This is a genomic window from Catellatospora sp. NPDC049133, assembly GCF_040648455.1.
Lineage (GTDB): Bacteria > Actinomycetota > Actinomycetes > Mycobacteriales > Micromonosporaceae > Catellatospora > Catellatospora aurea.
Window position 1 is genome coordinate 114,830 of the sequence record NZ_JBEZDT010000021.1, and the last position, 14,914, is coordinate 129,743.

Sequence of the window (14,914 nt, forward strand, 5' to 3'; positions counted from 1 at the left end):
CGGCCCGGGTGACACCGCGGTCCGCGGCGACGTCACCGTGGGGACAGTCAGAGGACGCCGCCGTTGACCTGGATGACCTGGCCGTTGACCCAGTGCCCGGCCGGACCGGCCAGGAAGGCGACAACCTCGGCGATCTCCGCCGGTGTGCCGAGCCGGTTCATCGGCGCCCGGGCGGCCAGCCCGGCGAGGGTGGCGTCGTCCTTGCCCTCCAGGAACAGCTCCGTCGCCGTGGGACCGGGGGCCACCGCGTTGACGGTGATGTCCCGGCCGCCCATCTCCCGCGCCAGGATCAGCGTGAACGCCTCGATCGCGCCCTTGCTGGCGCTGTAGGCCGCGTAACCCGGCATGGCCAGCTGAACCACCGCGGTGGAGAACGTGATGATCGCGCCGCCGTCGCGCATGCGGCGGGCGGCCTGCTGCGCCACCATGAACGTGCCCCGGATGTTGGTGCGGTACAGCTCGTCGAGGACCGCCAGGTCCAACTCGGCGACCGTCGTGGTGCGCCCGAGGCCGGCGTGGGCCGCGGCATGCACGACCACGTCGATCCCGCCGTACGTCGACTCGGCCAGGTCGAACAGCGCCACGACCGAGTCCTCGTCGGAGACGTCGGCGCGCGTGCCGAGCGCCGTCCCGCCGACGGCCGTGATCTCCTTGGCCGCCGCGTCGGCCTCGCCCTGGTTGCGCGAGCAGACGACGACGGCGAGACCGTTGCCGGCGAGCAGGCGTGCCGATTCCAGACCGATGCCGCGCGACCCGCCGGTGACGACGGCAACGCGGCGTTGAGCGTCCTGCGTCATGGCGCGCTCCCCCGTTCTTGCGCCCCGCTGTGGGGCGGCAGCCTCGCTGACGGGCCGGGAGGGTCCGTTATGTTGCTTTTGACCATAACAAGCTGAACACCGGGTCCGGGCCTATGCTGCAGGAACAGGGGGTGCGCGATGCCAGGAAGCGGTACGCAGGGCAACGGGATGTCGACCGGCACCCGCCTGGCGGTCTTCACCGCGCTCGCGGGCGCCACGGCGGCCGCGGTGGCCGGTGCGCTGCGGCTGCGCAACCGCCGCCAGAGCGTGATCGCCGAGAAGGACCTCGGCCCCAAAGCCGGCGCAGACTAGCCACGGCTGCTGCCGTGCCGTGACGCCGACAGGCCGGTGAGCCTTGCCCGGCAGCGACTACGGTGCCGTTGGAGCCTCGGTGATCCGCCGGATCACCCGTACGGCGAGGTAGGCCGTGAGGACGGCCATCACCGCCCCGGCCGCCCACAGGGGATAGGCCACCGCCCGCATGTCCAGGGCCGTCTTCGCCGACACGCCGCCATCCGAGGTCGCCACGCCGTACAGCCGGATGAGTCCGTTGAGCAGCACCGTGACGAGCACGCTCGCCCACCACCGGCTCACCGGGGCGCGCGGCGCGAGCGGGCCGCCGGCCCGCCACACGTCCCGCACCACGAGGTAGGGGATGACCAGGTTCGCGACCGGAATGAACCACCCGCCGACCACCCACCCGGGAGCCCACTCCGGCTCGCCGCCCAGGCGTCCGGCGTCGCGCCGCGCCTGGTGCAGCCAGACGATGAAGGTGGCCGCCGCGACGAGCGACGCGAGCAGCGACAACTGTTCGCCCGCGGTGCTCGCCATGCCGCGAGGCAGCACGCGGTCGAGGAGTTCGTACGCCATCAAGGCGGGCAGCACCGGGTCGGTGTTGCCGTGCGCCACCACGTCGATCCGGTGCTCGTAGTGGCCGATCGCGACGATCGCGCGCAGCACACCGGCGATCGCCGACACCACGAGCGCGATCGTTGCCAGTCGAGCAGCGAGCCACGGCCCGCGCCTCGTCACCGGGACCGGTGCCGCGTCCGGCGGCCGATGGCCGGTCGTCGATTCCACAAGCGCCCGTCCCTTCCGGGGTCACCGGCGAGTATGCCCGTCCGGTGCCGCCACGCGATCATCACTGTACAGAGCATTGATGCGCGGCAAATCCGGCAACATCGTCAGATGTCATTGTTTTACGGTGTGGGCTAGGTTGGCGGCGTGAGTCCAACCCCCGAAGTGCTGACACGCCGCGCGTCGATTCTGCCCGTCGTGGTCGGCTTGGCGATTTTCGGCTGGTCCATGGCGATCTGCGCCATGGGCGGGTGGCTGCTCTCGATCGGGATGAGCCAGTGGGCCGATTCGTACGACGGCGACAGCCAGGCGATGTCCGGTCACGCCGCGGAGAGCGCGCGGGCGGGACTGTGGCTCGCGGCCGTGCTCGCCGTCGGCCCGGTGCTGCTGGCCGTCCTCGCGCGGGCGGCCCGGATGCGCAGGACGTTCGGCGTCTTCGTGGTCCTCGCCGTGCTGCTCGTGCCCGCCGGTGCGGTCGCCGCCTCCGGAAGCTGGCGCACCCTGCACCCGCCCGCACCGCCGCCGCCGGCCCCGACGCACTGCATGGAGCACAGCGGCGGCGACTCCCGCTGCCCCGGCGGCTGATCCGGACGCCGGCCGGCATGTTGCGGCCGGCCCCGTCGACCGCATCGGTGGGCGTCGGCTTGCCAGGCGTGCCACCGGATGGCCATTGGCCCTTGGTGCACCGCGCGACATACGACATGCTTCGCGATGTGATGATCATCGCGCACCTCAGTGACACCCACCTCGACGGCGGCGAGCGGGCTCTCGACCGGACCCGGCGCGTCATGCGCTACCTGCGCGGTTGCCGCGTGGACGTGATCCTCGTCAGCGGCGATCTCGCCGACCACGGCGAGATCCACGAGTACGAGCAGGTCAAGGCCGAGCTGACGGCGGACGTCCCGGTCCTGATGCTGCCCGGCAATCATGACCGCCGCTCGCCGTACCGCAAGGTGCTGCTCGACGGCGCGGGCGACGCGCCGATCAACCAGCTCCACCGGGTCGGCGGCGCGCTGTTCGCCCTGTGCGACTCCAGCATCCCCGGACGCCACGACGGCCTGCTCGCCCCGGAGACGCTGGCCTGGCTGCGCGAGGTCCTCGCCACGGCCGACGCGCCCGTCTTCGTCGGCCTGCACCACCACCCGATCCCGCTGCACAACCCGCTCGTGGACAGCATCGGGCTGCTCAACGCGGATGACCTCGCCGCGATCATCCAGGACTGCCCGCGCGTCGTGGCGACGCTGTGCGGCCACGCGCACGCGGCCGCGGCCGGGACGTTCGGCGGGCGGCCCGTGCTCGCCGCACCCGGCGTGGTGTCCACGACCCGCCTGCCGTGGACCACCGACGACGAGCTGACCTGGGAGAACACCGCCGATCTCGACGACGTGCCCGGGGTGGCGTTCCACGTGCTCGCCGACGACGGCGCGCTCACCACCCACTTCCGGGTCGTACCCGCATAGGCCGCTCCGGTCAGTCCAGGGTCCCGCCGGCCGCCAGCCGCATCATGTCGGAGTCCAGCTCGATGTGCGTCTCGGTGCCGCCGGCGCTGCCGAACTCGTGCTGGTAGCTCTGCCAGGACTCGCCCCTGACCTGGTGGGCGAAGCCGCTCTCGACCAGCAGCACCAGTTCGAGCGCGGCCCGCTCGATGCGCTTGTTCAGGCCCGGGTCGGCCCAGTCTTCCGGCGCCGCGAACAGCGACGTCGGCACGACGACCGTACGGAGGTATCCGAACAGCGACCGCATCTGCTCGTCCACGACCAGCGAGTGCCGGGCCGTGCCCGCGGTCGCGGCGAGCACGACCGGCTTGGCGATGAGCAGGTCGTTGTCGAGCACCTGGAAGAAGGAGCTGAACAGGCCGCTGGGCGCGGCCTTGTAGACGGGCGCGGCGGCGATGACGCCGTCGGCCCGGCCGAGGAGCTCGATCGCCTGCTGCAGCTTCGGGCCCACCATCGGCGAGATCAGCGCGGTGGTCACCTCGGTCGCCAGCTCGCGCAGGTCGACGACCTGGACGGTCGCGCTGCCGCCGCGCCTGGCGACCAGCTCCGAGGCACGCTGGGCGGTCCGGTCGGCGAGCATCCGGGTCGAGGAGGGGTCGCCGACCCCGGCGGTCACGACCACGAGGGTGTACGGCTGCGTCGGGTTCACTGTTGCGGTTCCTTCTGGTCGTCGTCGGTCGTCGTGCCGGCCCGCCCGGCCAGCTTCCAGGCGATCACCGCGAGCTGCTCCAGCTCGTCGCGGCTCAGCTCGGCGGTGACCGCACGCGCCACATGAGCGGCGTGCCCGCGCCCGATGCTGCGCTGCTTGTCCCGCCCGGCGGCGGTCAGCGACAGCCGCACGCCACGGCCGTCGGCGGGGTCCGGGCAACGCTCCAGGAGCCCCCGCTCGGCCAGCCGGTCCACCATGCGGGACAGGGCCGGCTGGCTGAGCAGGACGTGCCGGTGCAGCTCGCCGATCCGCAGCGGCTCGCGGTACTTGGACAGCGTGTAGAGCACGTCGTACTCGCGCATCGACAGGTCCTGCCACGTGTCGGCTTCCGCGAACTGCTTCATCAGCCTCGCGTGGGCGGACAGCAGCCCTTCCCACGCGTGGTTGGCCAACCGGCCCCGATCGGACATCAGTGACCCGGGTACGTGGTCTGCACGGCCGGGTCGCTGTCCTGGTACGGGGACGCGCCCGTCACGTTGTCGCCGCGGTTGGCGTTCGGGCGCGGCTGGCGCGGGATCGCCTCGCCGTACTTGGCCTTCACCCGGGCGGCGTGCGTGGGTGCGTCGGGCACCTGCGGGTCGCGCTTGGCGGCCAGCTCCTTGCGCAGCGTCGGCACGACCTCGCCGCCGAGCAGTTCGAGCTGGTCCAGCACCGTCTTCAGGGGCAGTCCGGCATGGTCGATCAGGAACAGCTGGCGCTGGTAGTCGCCGAAGTGCTCGCGGAACGTCAGGGTCTTGTCGATGACCTCCTGCGGGCTGCCCACCGACAGCGGCGTCTGCCGCATGAAGTCCTCCATCGCCGGGCCGTGCCCGTAGACCGGGGCCTCGTTGAAGTACGGGCGGAACTCCTTGATCGCGTCTTGCGACCTGCGGGCGATGTAGGCCTGCCCGCCGAGCCCGACGATCGCCTGCTGCTCGGTGCCGTGGCCGTAGTGGGCGTAGCGCTGCCGGTAGAACTTGATCAGGCGCATGTAGTGCTCCTTCGGCCAGAAGATGTGGTTGGCGAAGAAGCCGTCGCCGTAATAGGCGGCCTGCTCGGCGATCTCGGGCGTGCGGATCGAGCCGTGCCACACGAACGGCGGCACGTCGTCCAGCGGGCGCGGCGTGGAGGTGAAGCCCTGCAGCGGGGTGCGGAACTTGCCCTGCCAGTCGACGACGTCCTCGCGCCACAACCGGTGCAGCAGGTTGTAGTTCTCCAGCGCGAGCGGCAGGCTCTGGCGGATGTCCTGCCCGAACCACGGGTAGACCGGCGCGGTGTTGCCGCGCCCGAGCATCAGGTCCATCCGGCCCTTCGACAGGTGCTGGAGCATCGCGTACTCCTCGGCGATGCGCACCGGGTCGTTGGTGGTGATCAGGGTCGTCGAGGTGGTCAGGATGAGCCGCTCGGTGGCCGCCGCGATGAACGCCAGCAGTGTCGACGGCGCGGAGGAGAAGAACGGCGGGTTGTGGTGCTCGCCGATGGCGAACACGTCGAGCCCGACCTCTTCGGCCTTCTTCGCGATCTGCACGACCGCGTCGATGCGCTCCGCCTCACTCGGAGTGTGCCCCGACACCGGGTCGCGGGTGATGTCGCTGACCGAGAACACGCCGAACTGCATGAGATCCCTCGTTTCCACTCGCACCGGGCCGGCAGGCCCGAGCCAAGTCTATGCGTTTGCATGAAGGGCAACCGGCGCGGGGCCCGCTCTATTCCGTGGTGACCGGCATCACGCGAGCAGGCCGCCGGATCCGAGGATCCGACGGCCTGACGGTGCGAGCGGGTGTCAGCCGGCCAGGTTGAGGTCGACCAGGAGCGCGTCGGCGAGGCTGGACTCGCCGGCGTCGGAGAACTGGGGACGCGAGGACGGCAGCACGAACTTGTAGCCGACCTGGCGGACCGTGCCGATCATGGCTTCGTACTCCGAGCCGAGCTTGGCGCGCAGGCGCCGCACGTGCACGTCCACGGTGCGGGTGCCGCCGAAGTAGTCGTAGCCCCACACCTCGCGCAGCAGCTGGTCGCGGGTGAAGACCCGGCCCGGGTGCTGCGCCAGGAACTTCAGCAGCTCGAACTCCTTGTACGTGAGGTCCAGCGGGCGACCCTTGAGCTTGGCCGCATACGTGTCCGGGTCGATCGTCAGCTCGCCGCCCCGGATCACGCCGCCGGCGGCGGCCGTCGCGGAGTTCAGGCGGCCGACCGCCACCCGCAGCCGCGCCTCGACCTCGGCGGGACCGGCGGTGGCCAGGATGACGTCATCGACGCCCCAGTCGGCGTTGATCGCGACCAGACCCGCCTCGGTCACCACCGCGAGCAGCGGCACGCCGAGGCCGGTCGCGCGCAGCATCCGGCAGGTGGCCCGCGCCTCGGACAGTTCGGTGCGCGCGTCGACCAGCACCGCGTCCGGGGTGGGCGTCGACACCAGGGTGCGCACGTCGCGGGGTGCGGTGCGCACCGCGTGCGGGAGCAGGTCTATCGCGGGCAGGACGGCCGACGGTTCGCCGGCACGCGCTGTCACCAGAAGCAGGATTTCCACGGATCGCCTCCGTCGTTCGCGGTTGACACCGAAGCGGCGGCCGCGGCGCGCACCGGGCGAGAGCCGATGTCGCGGGGGATGTGGTGCCACGTCGGTCCCGGCTTCACTGACGGGTGATTACGCATGAGCATAGTGGCGGACACGCGGAAGACCAATGATTGACTTCTTTGTCACTACCGTCTTTGCGCTGCTATTCCAGGCAGTTTTCCGGCATGTTTCCTGACGTGATCGACCGCTGTCCCGGAACCCGTCGGCGGCGCGGATCCGGGTCCGATCCGGTCGCCCCCGTACAGCTGGGCCACACCCGCGCTCAGCTCGTGCGGTGCGACGGCGAGCTGCGCCGCGGCCGCCTGCACCAGCAGTTCGACGTCGCCGTGGCGCACCGCGTCGAGCAGGTACGGCGCGACCGTCCGGAAAGCACGGACCCGGGCCTCCGGCCAGTCGGCGTGGAAGCCCTCGGGGAACGCTTTGGCCAGCGCCCGCTCGACGCCGAGCAGCGGCAGCGGGCGCTCGGCGGCGAGCAGGTCCAGCAGGGCCTCGTCGGGGCCGCGGGCGGCCAGCAGCGCGGCGATGTCCTTGCACCCGGCGGGCGCGGTGCCCGCGACCCTGCCGTGCGGCCAGGTGACGGCCAGCGGGTAGGCCCGCTCCAGCGCCCTGGCGCCCGCGCTGTCGGCGTCGAACGACATGATCAGTGAGGTGCCCGGTGCCGCGCAGTCGGCGAGCAGCTCGAACTGGGCCGCGGTGAACGCGGTGCCGCACGGGGCGACGGCGACGGTGGTGACGCCTTCAGCGGCGAGCCCGCGGTAGGTCAGGTGCGCGGCGATGGCGTCGGTGGGCCCTTCGACGACGAGGAACTGGGTCGGCGCGCCCTGGCCGCGCAGCTGCGGGGCGAGTCCGTGGAGCAGCTCGCTCTTGCGGAAGACCGCCGTTTCGGGGGTGTTGTAGAACTTCGCCTGGCTGCGCCCGGACAGGTCGCGGCCGGTGAACCCGGCGATCTGCCCGTCACGGGCGTGAATCGGGAAGATCAGCCGGTCGCGGAAGACGTCGTACAGTGCGCCGCCGTGCAGTCGGCTGGCGGCGATCAGCCCGGCGTCGAGCATGACCCGGTGCGAGTAGCCGAGGGCCCGCAGGTGGCGCAGCAGGGCGTCCCCCTGGGGCGGTGCGACGCCGAGCTGCCAGCCGCCGCCGGGTTCGGCGGCCTCGGCGATGCCTCGCGACCTCAGGTAGGCGGCCGCGGGCCGACTCGTCGGCAGCTGTGCGGCGTAGAAGGCCGCTGCGGCGGCGTTGACGGCGTACAGCGCGTCGCGTTCCGGCGCGGCCGCCCGGTCCGGTCGGCGCTGCGCCGGGACGGGTGCGCTCCGCCGCCGAGGCGCCGGCCTCGGCGCGGTCGCCGCAGGTCGGCTGAGCGCCCGCCGCAGCCGGACGGTGAGGGCGTCGGCATGGGTGATGACCGCCGTGACGGTGTGCACGACGGCCCGGTCGGCAGCCGCCGGATCCAGCTCGTCACGCCACCGGACCAGGGCGGTTGCCTCGGGCGGCTGCAGGCCGAAGCGCCGGGCGACGACGTGGGCCACCCCGGCGGCTCGCGCCTCACGGGCCGGGCCCGCGGGCAGCAAGCGCTGCGCCAGGTGCCGGACCAGGTGCCCGGCGGTCGCGGAGATCGGCAGGTGCGCGGCCAGGTCGAGCCGGTCGCCCTCGGCCGCGGCCGCGGCGGACTGTCCCCGGCGCAGTCGCACGGTCAGACCGGCCCGCTCGGCCATCGCCGCCAGCGCCGCCGTCACCGGCACCAGATCGTGGACGGGCGGCCGGGGCGAGGGCTGCGCGTTGGTCTGCGTGACGTCGAAGACGGTGACGACGTCGAAGGTGTCACCGGTGTCGTCCAGCGGCTGCAGCAGCGCCATGCCGCGTTCGGCGCGGCGCACGTGCGCGCCGCGCTCCCGCCACCGGGCGTAGGTGGCCAGGTCGGTGGCGTCCGGGCGCTGCCGTGCGATCAACAGGACGTCGTTGACGCCGCGGCCCGGATGGCGGGCCGCCACGTCGAACAGGCGGGACCAGGCCTCCGCGCTGTCGAGGTCGGCGATCGCCAGCCGCAGGGTGAGCATGGTGGTGTGGAGCGCGGCGTGCTGGGGTGAATGCGTTCGCGTGGTCATCGTTCCCCTTCCGCTTCGGCGTTCCGACAGCAGCGCCGCGATGCCGGACATCGACGACCCTGGGTGCCACGAGGCGTGGAGCATTACCTCCTTCATACCGGTGACCACTGACAGCTTTCCATTTCCGCAGCTCCCGGCACGCGGCAGAATGAAAGGGGTGCCCCAGGAGGTGGACGATGGCGAACACGACACGGTGGATCATCGACCTGGACATCGAGGAGGTCCAGGAGGAGCGCCGCACCGTCGCGGTGGCCAGGCTGCACCGGGACGGGACGAGCCTGGAGGGCACAGGCACCGCCCATCGCCATCCGCGTGACCTCGACCTGGCGCGCGTCGGCGACGATCTCGCGGCCGCCCGGGCCCTGGTCGAACTCGCCGGCCTGCTGCAGACCGACGCGGGACAGGTCCTGGAGAAGTTCGGCGCGGCGCCGCCCGAGTGACCGCCGACGTGTGGCAGGCCCGGAACGCGGGTACGCACCGGGTCGAACCTTCCCGCGCAGGACGGCTGATGCGATGGCTGGTGGCGGTGTGGACGGCGTGGACGCGGTGGTGGTGGGGGCCGGCCCCAACGGGCTCGCCGCGGCGGTGACCCTCGCGGAAGCCGGCCTGCGGGTCAGCGTCTTCGAGGCCGCCGACACGGTCGGCGGTGGCGCCCGCACCGAGGAACTGACACTGCCGGGCTTCCGGCACGACCCCTGCTCGGCCGTGCACCCGCTGGGCGCGGGTTCACCGGTGCTGCGGTCCTGGCCGCTGGACCGCCACGGCCTGCGGTGGCTGCACCCGGACGTGGCGCTGGCACACCCTTTCCCGGACGGCACCGCGGCGACGCTGTCGCGTTCCGTGGCGCAGACCGCCGCGTCACTGAACATCGACGGAGCGCAGTACCGGCGGCTGGTGAGGCCGTTCCTGGGCCGCTGGGACGAGCTGGCCCCCGACGTGCTGCGCCCGCCGCTGGGCGCGGTGCCCCGCCACCCGCTGCTGCTCGCCCGCTTCGGCCTGCCCGCGGCGCTGCCTGCCGCGGTCCTCATGCGCCGGTTCCGGGGACCGCTCGCGCGGGCACTGGTCGCCGGGCTGGCCGCGCACACCACCTCACCGCTGGGCTCGCCCGGCACCGGCGGGGTCGCGCTGATGTTCGCCCTGGCCGCGCACGCCGCCGGATGGCCGGTCGCCCGCGGCGGATCCCAGTCGATCTCCGACGCCCTGGCGGGTCACCTGCGGGAGCTGGGCGGGCAGGTGTACACCGGCCGCCTGATCCGCAGGCTCGACGAGCTGCCGCAGGCGCGGGCGTACCTGCTGGACGTCGTGCCCCAGCACCTCGCCGAGCTGGCCGGCCCCCGGCTGCCGGAGCGCTACCGTGACCGGCTGCGCCGGACCCCGCCCGGTCCGGCCGTGTTCAAACTCGACTACGCGCTGTCAGGTCCGGTGCCGTGGACGGCTCCGGCCTGCCGGCAGGCGGGCACGGTCCACCTCGGCCCGTACGACACCGACATCGGCGCGGCGCTGCGGGCCGTGCACCGCGGCTCGGCACCCGACCCGCCGTTCCTCATCGCGGCCCAGCCCAGCCTCTGCGACCCCACCCGCGCCCCGGCCGGCAAGCACGTGCTGTGGGTGTACGCCCACGTGCCCAACGGCTGGACCGGCGACCTCACCCCGGTGATCGAGGCGCAGCTGGAACGGTTCGCGCCCGGTTTCCGGGACCTGGTGCTCGCGCGGGCCGTCACCGGACCGGCCGAGCTGCAGCGGCGCAACCCCAACTACCTCGGCGGCGACATCGCCGGTGGCAGTTGCGAGGGCCTGCGGCTGCTGTTCCGGCCGACCTTCGCACCGGTCCCCTACGCCACCCCGGACCCGGCCGTGTTCCTGTGCTCGTCGGCCACGCCACCCGGACCCGGCGTGCACGGCATGTGCGGCTTCCACGCCGCCCGGGTCGCGCTGCACCGGGTCTTCGGCATGCGGGCACCCGACCCCGGGCGGGGCTGACATGGACTGGTTCAGCGCGCCCGAGTACTGGTGGAGCCGGCTGCTGTTCCAGCGCGGCCTCGCCGCCGTCTACCTCATTGCGTTCCTGGTGGCCGCCGATCAGTTCCGGGCCCTGCTCGGCAGGCACGGCCTCACCCCGGTGCCCCGGTTCCTGGCCCACACCCCGTGGCGGCGCGCGCCGAGCCTGTTCCACCTGCGCTACTCCGACGGCCTGTTCGCCGCCGTGGCCTGGACGGGAGCCGCGGTGTCCGCCGCGCTGCTCGCCGGTGTCGGCGACGCGGTGCCGGTGTGGGCCGCGATGGCGATGTGGCTGCTGCTGTGGCTCCTCTACCTGTCGATCGTCAACGTGGGCCAGGTCTGGTACGCGTTCGGCTGGGAGAGCCTGCTGCTGGAGACCGGCTTCCTGGCGGTCTTCCTGGGCAACGCCGAGGTCGGCCCGCCGATCGTGACGCTGTTTCTGCTGCGCTGGCTGCTGTTCCGGCTGGAGTTCGGCGCGGGCCTGATCAAGCTGCGCGGCGACCGGTGCTGGCGCGACCTGACCTGCCTGTACTACCACCACGAGACCCAGCCCATGCCCGGCCCGCTGAGCTGGTGGTTCCACCACCTGCCCCGCCCGCTGCACCGCGCGGAGGTCGCGGCCAACCACGTCACGCAGCTCGTCGTGCCGTTCGGCCTGTTCCTGCCGCAGCCGGTCGCGAGCGCGGCCGCGGGGTTGATCATCGTCAGCCAGCTGTGGCTCGTCGCGTCGGGCAATTTCTCCTGGCTGAACTGGATGGCGATCATCCTGGCCGCCTCCGCGCTGGACCTGTCGGCGCTGCTCGGCACCGGCACGGCCGCCGCCGGACCCGCCTGGTACCAGGCGCTGGTGCTCGCCGCCGCCGCCCTGCTGCTCGCGCTCAGCTACCGGCCCGCCCGCAACCTGGTCTCGCGGCACCAGCTGATGAACTCCAGTTTCGACCCGTTGCGCCTGGTCAACACGTATGGCGCGTTCGGCAGTGTCACCAAGGTCCGCCACGAGATCGTCATCGAGGGCACCGACGACACCGAGCCCGGCGCGCACACGCTCTGGCGGGAGTACGCGTTCAAGGGCAAACCCGGCGACCCGCACCGCCTACCGCCGCAGATCGCGCCATACCACCTGCGCCTGGACTGGCTCATGTGGTTCGCCGCCATGTCCCCGCTGTACGCCCACCCGTGGCTGCTCGCCCTGCTCGGCCGCCTGCTCGCCGGCGACCGCCACGTGCTGCGGCTGCTACGCGCCGACCCGTTCCCCGGCAAGCCGCCGGCCTACGTACGGGCCCTGCTCTACCGCTACCGGTTCACCACGATCGCCGAGCGGCGCGCCACCGGCGCCTGGTGGCACCGCACGCTGGTCGAGGAGTTCCTGCCACCCGTCGCGCTGCGGCACAGCGTCCGCTCCCCCGGCGGATCGTGACAGCCCGACAGTCCCTGACGACAGGTCAACGGTCGCGCGGAGCCACCAGCCCGGACTCGTACGCGAACACCACCAGCTGGGCGCGGTCGCGGGCGTGGAGTTTGACCATGGCCCGGTTGACGTGTGTCTTCGCGGTCATCGGGCTGATCACCATCCGCTCGGCGATCTGCTCGTTGGACAGTCCCCGCGCCACCAGCGTGACGGCCTCCCGCTCGCGGGTGGTCAGCCACTTCAGGTCCGCGTCGGCGGCGGGGGGCGGCGGCTCGGTGACGTACCGGTCGATGAGCCTGCGGGTGATCGACGGTGCGAGCAGGGCGTCACCGCGTGCCGCGACCCGCACGGCGTGCAGGAAGTCCTCCGGCTCGATGTCCTTGACCAGGAACCCCGCCGCGCCGGCCCGCAGCGCGTGGAAGACGTACTCGTCGAGGCCGTAGTTGGTGAGGATCACCACGTGCACCGCCGCCAGCGCCGGGTCGGCCGCGATGCGCCGGGTCGCCTCGATCCCGTCGACGACCGGCATCTGCACGTCGATCAACACCACGTCGGGCAGGTGCGCCCGGACCGCGGTCAGGCCCTCCTCGCCGTTGCCTGCCTCCGCCACCACCTCGACGTCGTCCTCCGCGTCCAGCAGTGCCCGGAACCCGCTGCGGATCAGCGGCTGATCGTCCACCAGCACGACCCTGATCACGACGCCTGCTCCACGGGCAGCTCCGCCTCGACGGTGAAGCCACCCCCGCCGCGCGGCTCGGCGCGCAACCGGCCGCCGAGCGCCGTGACCCGCTCGCGCATCCCGAGCAACCCGACCCCGGGCACCGCGCCGCTGCCCGGCGCGGCCCCGCCGTCGTCGTCGACCCGGATCGCCAGGGCGTCCGGACGGTAGTCGATCCGCACCGACGCCGTCATCGCGGCGGCGTGGCGGGCGACGTTGGTCAGCGACTCCTGCACGATCCGGTACGCGGTCCGGTCCACCGCCGCCGGCACGTCGCGGCGACTGCCCGCAATCGTCAGCGTCGCGTCCAGGCCGGTCGTGCGGGCACGGGCCACCAGTTCCGGGACGTCGTCGAGCCCGCGCGGCGGCGTGCTGCCGTCGTCGCGCAGCGCCTGCAGGGTCGCCCGCAGCTCCCGGGACGCCTCGCGACCTGCCTGCTCGATCGCCAGCAGGGCTTCGGGCACCTGCTCGCCCCGCTTGCGGGCCAGATGCACCGCCACCGCGGCCTGCACCTTGATCACGGAGATCTGGTGGGTGAGTGAATCGTGCAGCTCCCGCGCGAGGTGCAGCCGCTCCTCATCGGCTCGCCGCCGCGCCGTCTCCTCCCGGGTGCGTTCGGCCTCGTCGGCCCGCCGCTCGGCCTGCCGCAGCGCCTCCCCGGCGGCACCGGCCGCCACCAGCCACGCTATTTCGAGCGCGCCTCGGGACCGGGCGAGCGCCTGCCCCACGGACATGTCCGGTGACAGCGCGAAGGCCGCCAGCGGCAGCGCCACGAGCATCGTCACCGCCGCCGCGACCGTGACGGCGCGGTGGCCGGCGCGCACAGCTGCGTACACGGCGAAAAGGAACGCGACCGCCGGCACGTCGAAGCCGAGCGCCTGATGGCCCACCGCGCACAGGCCGGTGACCGCCAGCACCGCGACCGGGGCCCGGCGGCGCGCGACCAGCGCCAGGCCGCCGGCGACCAGCAGCGCGTACCCGAGCAGTCCGGCGTCCGTGGCGCGATGCCCTCCGGACAGCCCGGCGACCAGCAGCGTCGCCGCCACACCGGTGGCGATCGCCGCATCCGTCACCGCGGCCGGAACACCGAATCGTCCCCTGCTCATCCGCCGAACTCTAACCGGACCTGGGCATGGGCCGACTCCTGCGCACGGACGAGCGGCCGCGTACCGCAGCCGCGGTACTCCCGCCGCGTCTACGGCGACCGCGGCAGCCTGAAGTGCCCGCGTCTGCGGGACGTCCGGCGGCGCGCCCGGCGACATGCTCAGGTGACATCCCCTCGGCAACGAGGCACACGACCAAGGAGCGGAACATGAGCGCACCAGCAGCCCGCACTGCAGTCCGATCAGTCATCGCCGTGGCCACGGCCACCGTGCTCGGCTGGTTCGGGTTCGCCGCACCGGCCGCCGCGGCCCAGCCGGCCGCCACCGTCTACACGATGAGCGCCGGTCGGCTCGGCGCCAGCGCGGGAGCCCTCATCGGGCTGGCCGGAGTGATCATCGGCTGGCTGGCGCTGGCCCGCCCCACCGGCCGGTTCGGCACCGGCAACGGGCGGCTCGGCGCGGTCATCGCCCTCGCGGCGGGGCTGCTGGGCCTCGCCCTCGGCGCGCTGGTCGTGGCGACCTCCGACAGCGGCATCGGCACCGGCAACGGCCGCGGCGGAGCGTACGTCGCCCTGGTCGTGGGGCTGATCGCCACCGTGCTCGGCGGACTGGCGCTACGCCGCTCTCACCGCATCAGCTGACTGCCGGGGCCGGGGCCGGCCGTGGCGGAACCACCCTGAGGGGTGACGTCCACCAGGGCCGGCCCGCTGGCGGGACGCCTCGGCGCGACCGTGCGTGGGCCCTCGCGCCTGAAGCTCACGTCGTCGATCGTATATACGCTGCGGTGCGGGCGGGATCAAGAGTCCAATGTGCAAACTAGTGCGGACCGCAAGGCACCTGGCACCAACCGGGGAGGCATGCGCGGGATGCCGTACGTCCGCTCTTACGGGTGAGACGCTGGCTACCTGGGATAGCCCCAGTAGTATGTGGACGGCTCACACTTCGGCTA

16 protein-coding genes are annotated in these 14,914 nt (G+C 72.9%); 7 read left to right on the forward strand and 9 right to left on the reverse strand.

All coding sequences use genetic code 11. From position 1 onward, the window contains the following. Nucleotides 1–47 precede the first annotated feature (47 nt). Nucleotides 48–797 carry an SDR family oxidoreductase gene (locus tag AB0B35_RS23840; protein ID WP_361049036.1) on the reverse strand — a complete coding sequence of 250 codons (750 nt, stop codon included), beginning with the start codon at nt 795–797 and terminating at the stop codon, nt 48–50. Between the two features lie 138 nt (nt 798–935). On the opposite strand from AB0B35_RS23840, the gene AB0B35_RS23845 reads away from it, so the two are divergent. Beyond that, the gene (locus tag AB0B35_RS23845; protein ID WP_361049038.1) at nt 936–1,109 is read left to right on the forward strand and encodes a hypothetical protein; all 174 of its coding nucleotides are present in this window, start codon (nt 936–938) and stop codon (nt 1,107–1,109) included. A gap of 57 nt (nt 1,110–1,166) precedes the next feature. On the opposite strand, the gene AB0B35_RS23850 is transcribed toward AB0B35_RS23845, so the two are convergent. Then, complete coding sequence (locus AB0B35_RS23850; protein WP_361049040.1) at nt 1,167–1,778, reverse strand: DUF4328 domain-containing protein; 612 nt, start codon at nt 1,776–1,778, stop codon at nt 1,167–1,169. Nucleotides 1,779–2,021: 243 nt separating this feature from the next. Here AB0B35_RS23850 and AB0B35_RS23855 point away from each other — a divergent pair, with 243 nt between their 5' ends. Together AB0B35_RS23855 and AB0B35_RS23860 are read left to right on the forward strand one after the other, a co-directional pair. Further along, nucleotides 2,022–2,459, forward strand: a complete 438-nt coding sequence (locus AB0B35_RS23855; protein WP_361049042.1) for a DUF6234 family protein — start codon at nt 2,022–2,024, stop codon at nt 2,457–2,459. Between the two features lie 131 nt (nt 2,460–2,590). Further along, a complete protein-coding gene (locus AB0B35_RS23860) occupies nt 2,591–3,334 on the forward strand; it encodes a metallophosphoesterase (protein WP_361049126.1) in 744 nt (247 codons plus the stop codon). Between the two features lie 10 nt (nt 3,335–3,344). Here the strand turns inward: AB0B35_RS23860 and AB0B35_RS23865 are convergent, their stop codons facing one another. From AB0B35_RS23865 to AB0B35_RS23885, 5 genes are all read right to left on the reverse strand, one after another. Continuing rightward, the gene (locus tag AB0B35_RS23865; protein WP_361049044.1) at nt 3,345–4,019 is read right to left on the reverse strand and encodes a CE1759 family FMN reductase; all 675 of its coding nucleotides are present in this window, start codon (nt 4,017–4,019) and stop codon (nt 3,345–3,347) included. Beyond that, nucleotides 4,016–4,489 carry a MarR family transcriptional regulator gene (locus AB0B35_RS23870; protein ID WP_361049046.1) on the reverse strand — a complete coding sequence of 158 codons (474 nt, stop codon included), beginning with the start codon at nt 4,487–4,489 and terminating at the stop codon, nt 4,016–4,018. The genes AB0B35_RS23865 and AB0B35_RS23870 overlap by 4 nt, the downstream gene beginning before the upstream one ends. Further along, the gene (locus AB0B35_RS23875; protein ID WP_361049048.1) at nt 4,489–5,676 is read right to left on the reverse strand and encodes an LLM class flavin-dependent oxidoreductase; all 1,188 of its coding nucleotides are present in this window, start codon (nt 5,674–5,676) and stop codon (nt 4,489–4,491) included. Before AB0B35_RS23875 ends, AB0B35_RS23870 begins: the two co-directional genes overlap by 1 nt. A 165-nt stretch (nt 5,677–5,841) precedes the next feature. Beyond that, complete coding sequence (locus tag AB0B35_RS23880) at nt 5,842–6,588, reverse strand: response regulator transcription factor (protein WP_360533170.1); 747 nt, start codon at nt 6,586–6,588, stop codon at nt 5,842–5,844. Between the two features lie 173 nt (nt 6,589–6,761). Further along, a complete protein-coding gene (locus AB0B35_RS23885; protein ID WP_361049050.1) occupies nt 6,762–8,738 on the reverse strand; it encodes a toprim domain-containing protein in 1,977 nt (658 codons plus the stop codon). 176 nt (nt 8,739–8,914) lie between these two features. Between AB0B35_RS23885 and AB0B35_RS23890 the strand changes: the two genes are divergently transcribed. The 3 genes from AB0B35_RS23890 (at nt 8,915) to AB0B35_RS23900 (ending at nt 12,153) form a co-directional block, all read left to right on the forward strand. After that, nucleotides 8,915–9,178, forward strand: a complete 264-nt coding sequence (locus tag AB0B35_RS23890; protein ID WP_361049052.1) for a dsRBD fold-containing protein — start codon at nt 8,915–8,917, stop codon at nt 9,176–9,178. Between the two features lie 88 nt (nt 9,179–9,266). After that, the gene (locus AB0B35_RS23895; protein WP_361049054.1) at nt 9,267–10,718 is read left to right on the forward strand and encodes an NAD(P)/FAD-dependent oxidoreductase; all 1,452 of its coding nucleotides are present in this window, start codon (nt 9,267–9,269) and stop codon (nt 10,716–10,718) included. A gap of 1 nt (nt 10,719) precedes the next feature. Further along, complete coding sequence (locus AB0B35_RS23900; protein WP_361049056.1) at nt 10,720–12,153, forward strand: lipase maturation factor family protein; 1,434 nt, start codon at nt 10,720–10,722, stop codon at nt 12,151–12,153. 25 nt (nt 12,154–12,178) lie between these two features. Here the strand turns inward: AB0B35_RS23900 and AB0B35_RS23905 are convergent, their stop codons facing one another. Both AB0B35_RS23905 and AB0B35_RS23910 read right to left on the reverse strand, forming a co-directional pair. After that, on the reverse strand, nt 12,179–12,841 hold the full coding sequence (locus AB0B35_RS23905) for a response regulator transcription factor (RefSeq protein WP_361049058.1): 663 nt from the start codon (nt 12,839–12,841) through the stop codon (nt 12,179–12,181). After that, nucleotides 12,838–13,968 (reverse strand): histidine kinase, encoded by a 1,131-nt coding sequence (locus AB0B35_RS23910; protein ID WP_361049060.1) that lies wholly within the window; start codon nt 13,966–13,968, stop codon nt 12,838–12,840. The genes AB0B35_RS23905 and AB0B35_RS23910 overlap by 4 nt, the downstream gene beginning before the upstream one ends. 206 nt (nt 13,969–14,174) lie before the next feature. Here AB0B35_RS23910 and AB0B35_RS23915 point away from each other — a divergent pair, with 206 nt between their 5' ends. Next, nucleotides 14,175–14,606, forward strand: coding sequence for a DUF6223 family protein (locus AB0B35_RS23915; RefSeq protein ID WP_361049062.1), 432 nt, complete (start codon nt 14,175–14,177; stop codon nt 14,604–14,606). The last annotated feature ends 308 nt before the right edge of the window (nt 14,607–14,914 follow it).

Bases quoted from the DNA above. Each gene is read 5' to 3' on its own strand.
- AB0B35_RS23840 (WP_361049036.1), bottom strand. From the start codon at position 797: ATGACGCAGGACGCTCAACGCCGCGTTGCCGTCGTCACCGGCGGGTCG.
- AB0B35_RS23845 (WP_361049038.1), top strand. From the start codon at position 936: ATGCCAGGAAGCGGTACGCAGGGCAACGGGATGTCGACCGGCACCCGC.
- AB0B35_RS23860 (WP_361049126.1), top strand. From the start codon at position 2,591: ATGATCATCGCGCACCTCAGTGACACCCACCTCGACGGCGGCGAGCGG.
- AB0B35_RS23870 (WP_361049046.1), bottom strand. From the start codon at position 4,489: ATGTCCGATCGGGGCCGGTTGGCCAACCACGCGTGGGAAGGGCTGCTG.
- AB0B35_RS23875 (WP_361049048.1), bottom strand. From the start codon at position 5,676: ATGCAGTTCGGCGTGTTCTCGGTCAGCGACATCACCCGCGACCCGGTG.
- AB0B35_RS23885 (WP_361049050.1), bottom strand. From the start codon at position 8,738: ATGACCACGCGAACGCATTCACCCCAGCACGCCGCGCTCCACACCACC.
- AB0B35_RS23890 (WP_361049052.1), top strand. From the start codon at position 8,915: ATGGCGAACACGACACGGTGGATCATCGACCTGGACATCGAGGAGGTC.
- AB0B35_RS23900 (WP_361049056.1), top strand. From the start codon at position 10,720: ATGGACTGGTTCAGCGCGCCCGAGTACTGGTGGAGCCGGCTGCTGTTC.
- AB0B35_RS23910 (WP_361049060.1), bottom strand. From the start codon at position 13,968: ATGAGCAGGGGACGATTCGGTGTTCCGGCCGCGGTGACGGATGCGGCG.
- AB0B35_RS23915 (WP_361049062.1), top strand. From the start codon at position 14,175: ATGAGCGCACCAGCAGCCCGCACTGCAGTCCGATCAGTCATCGCCGTG.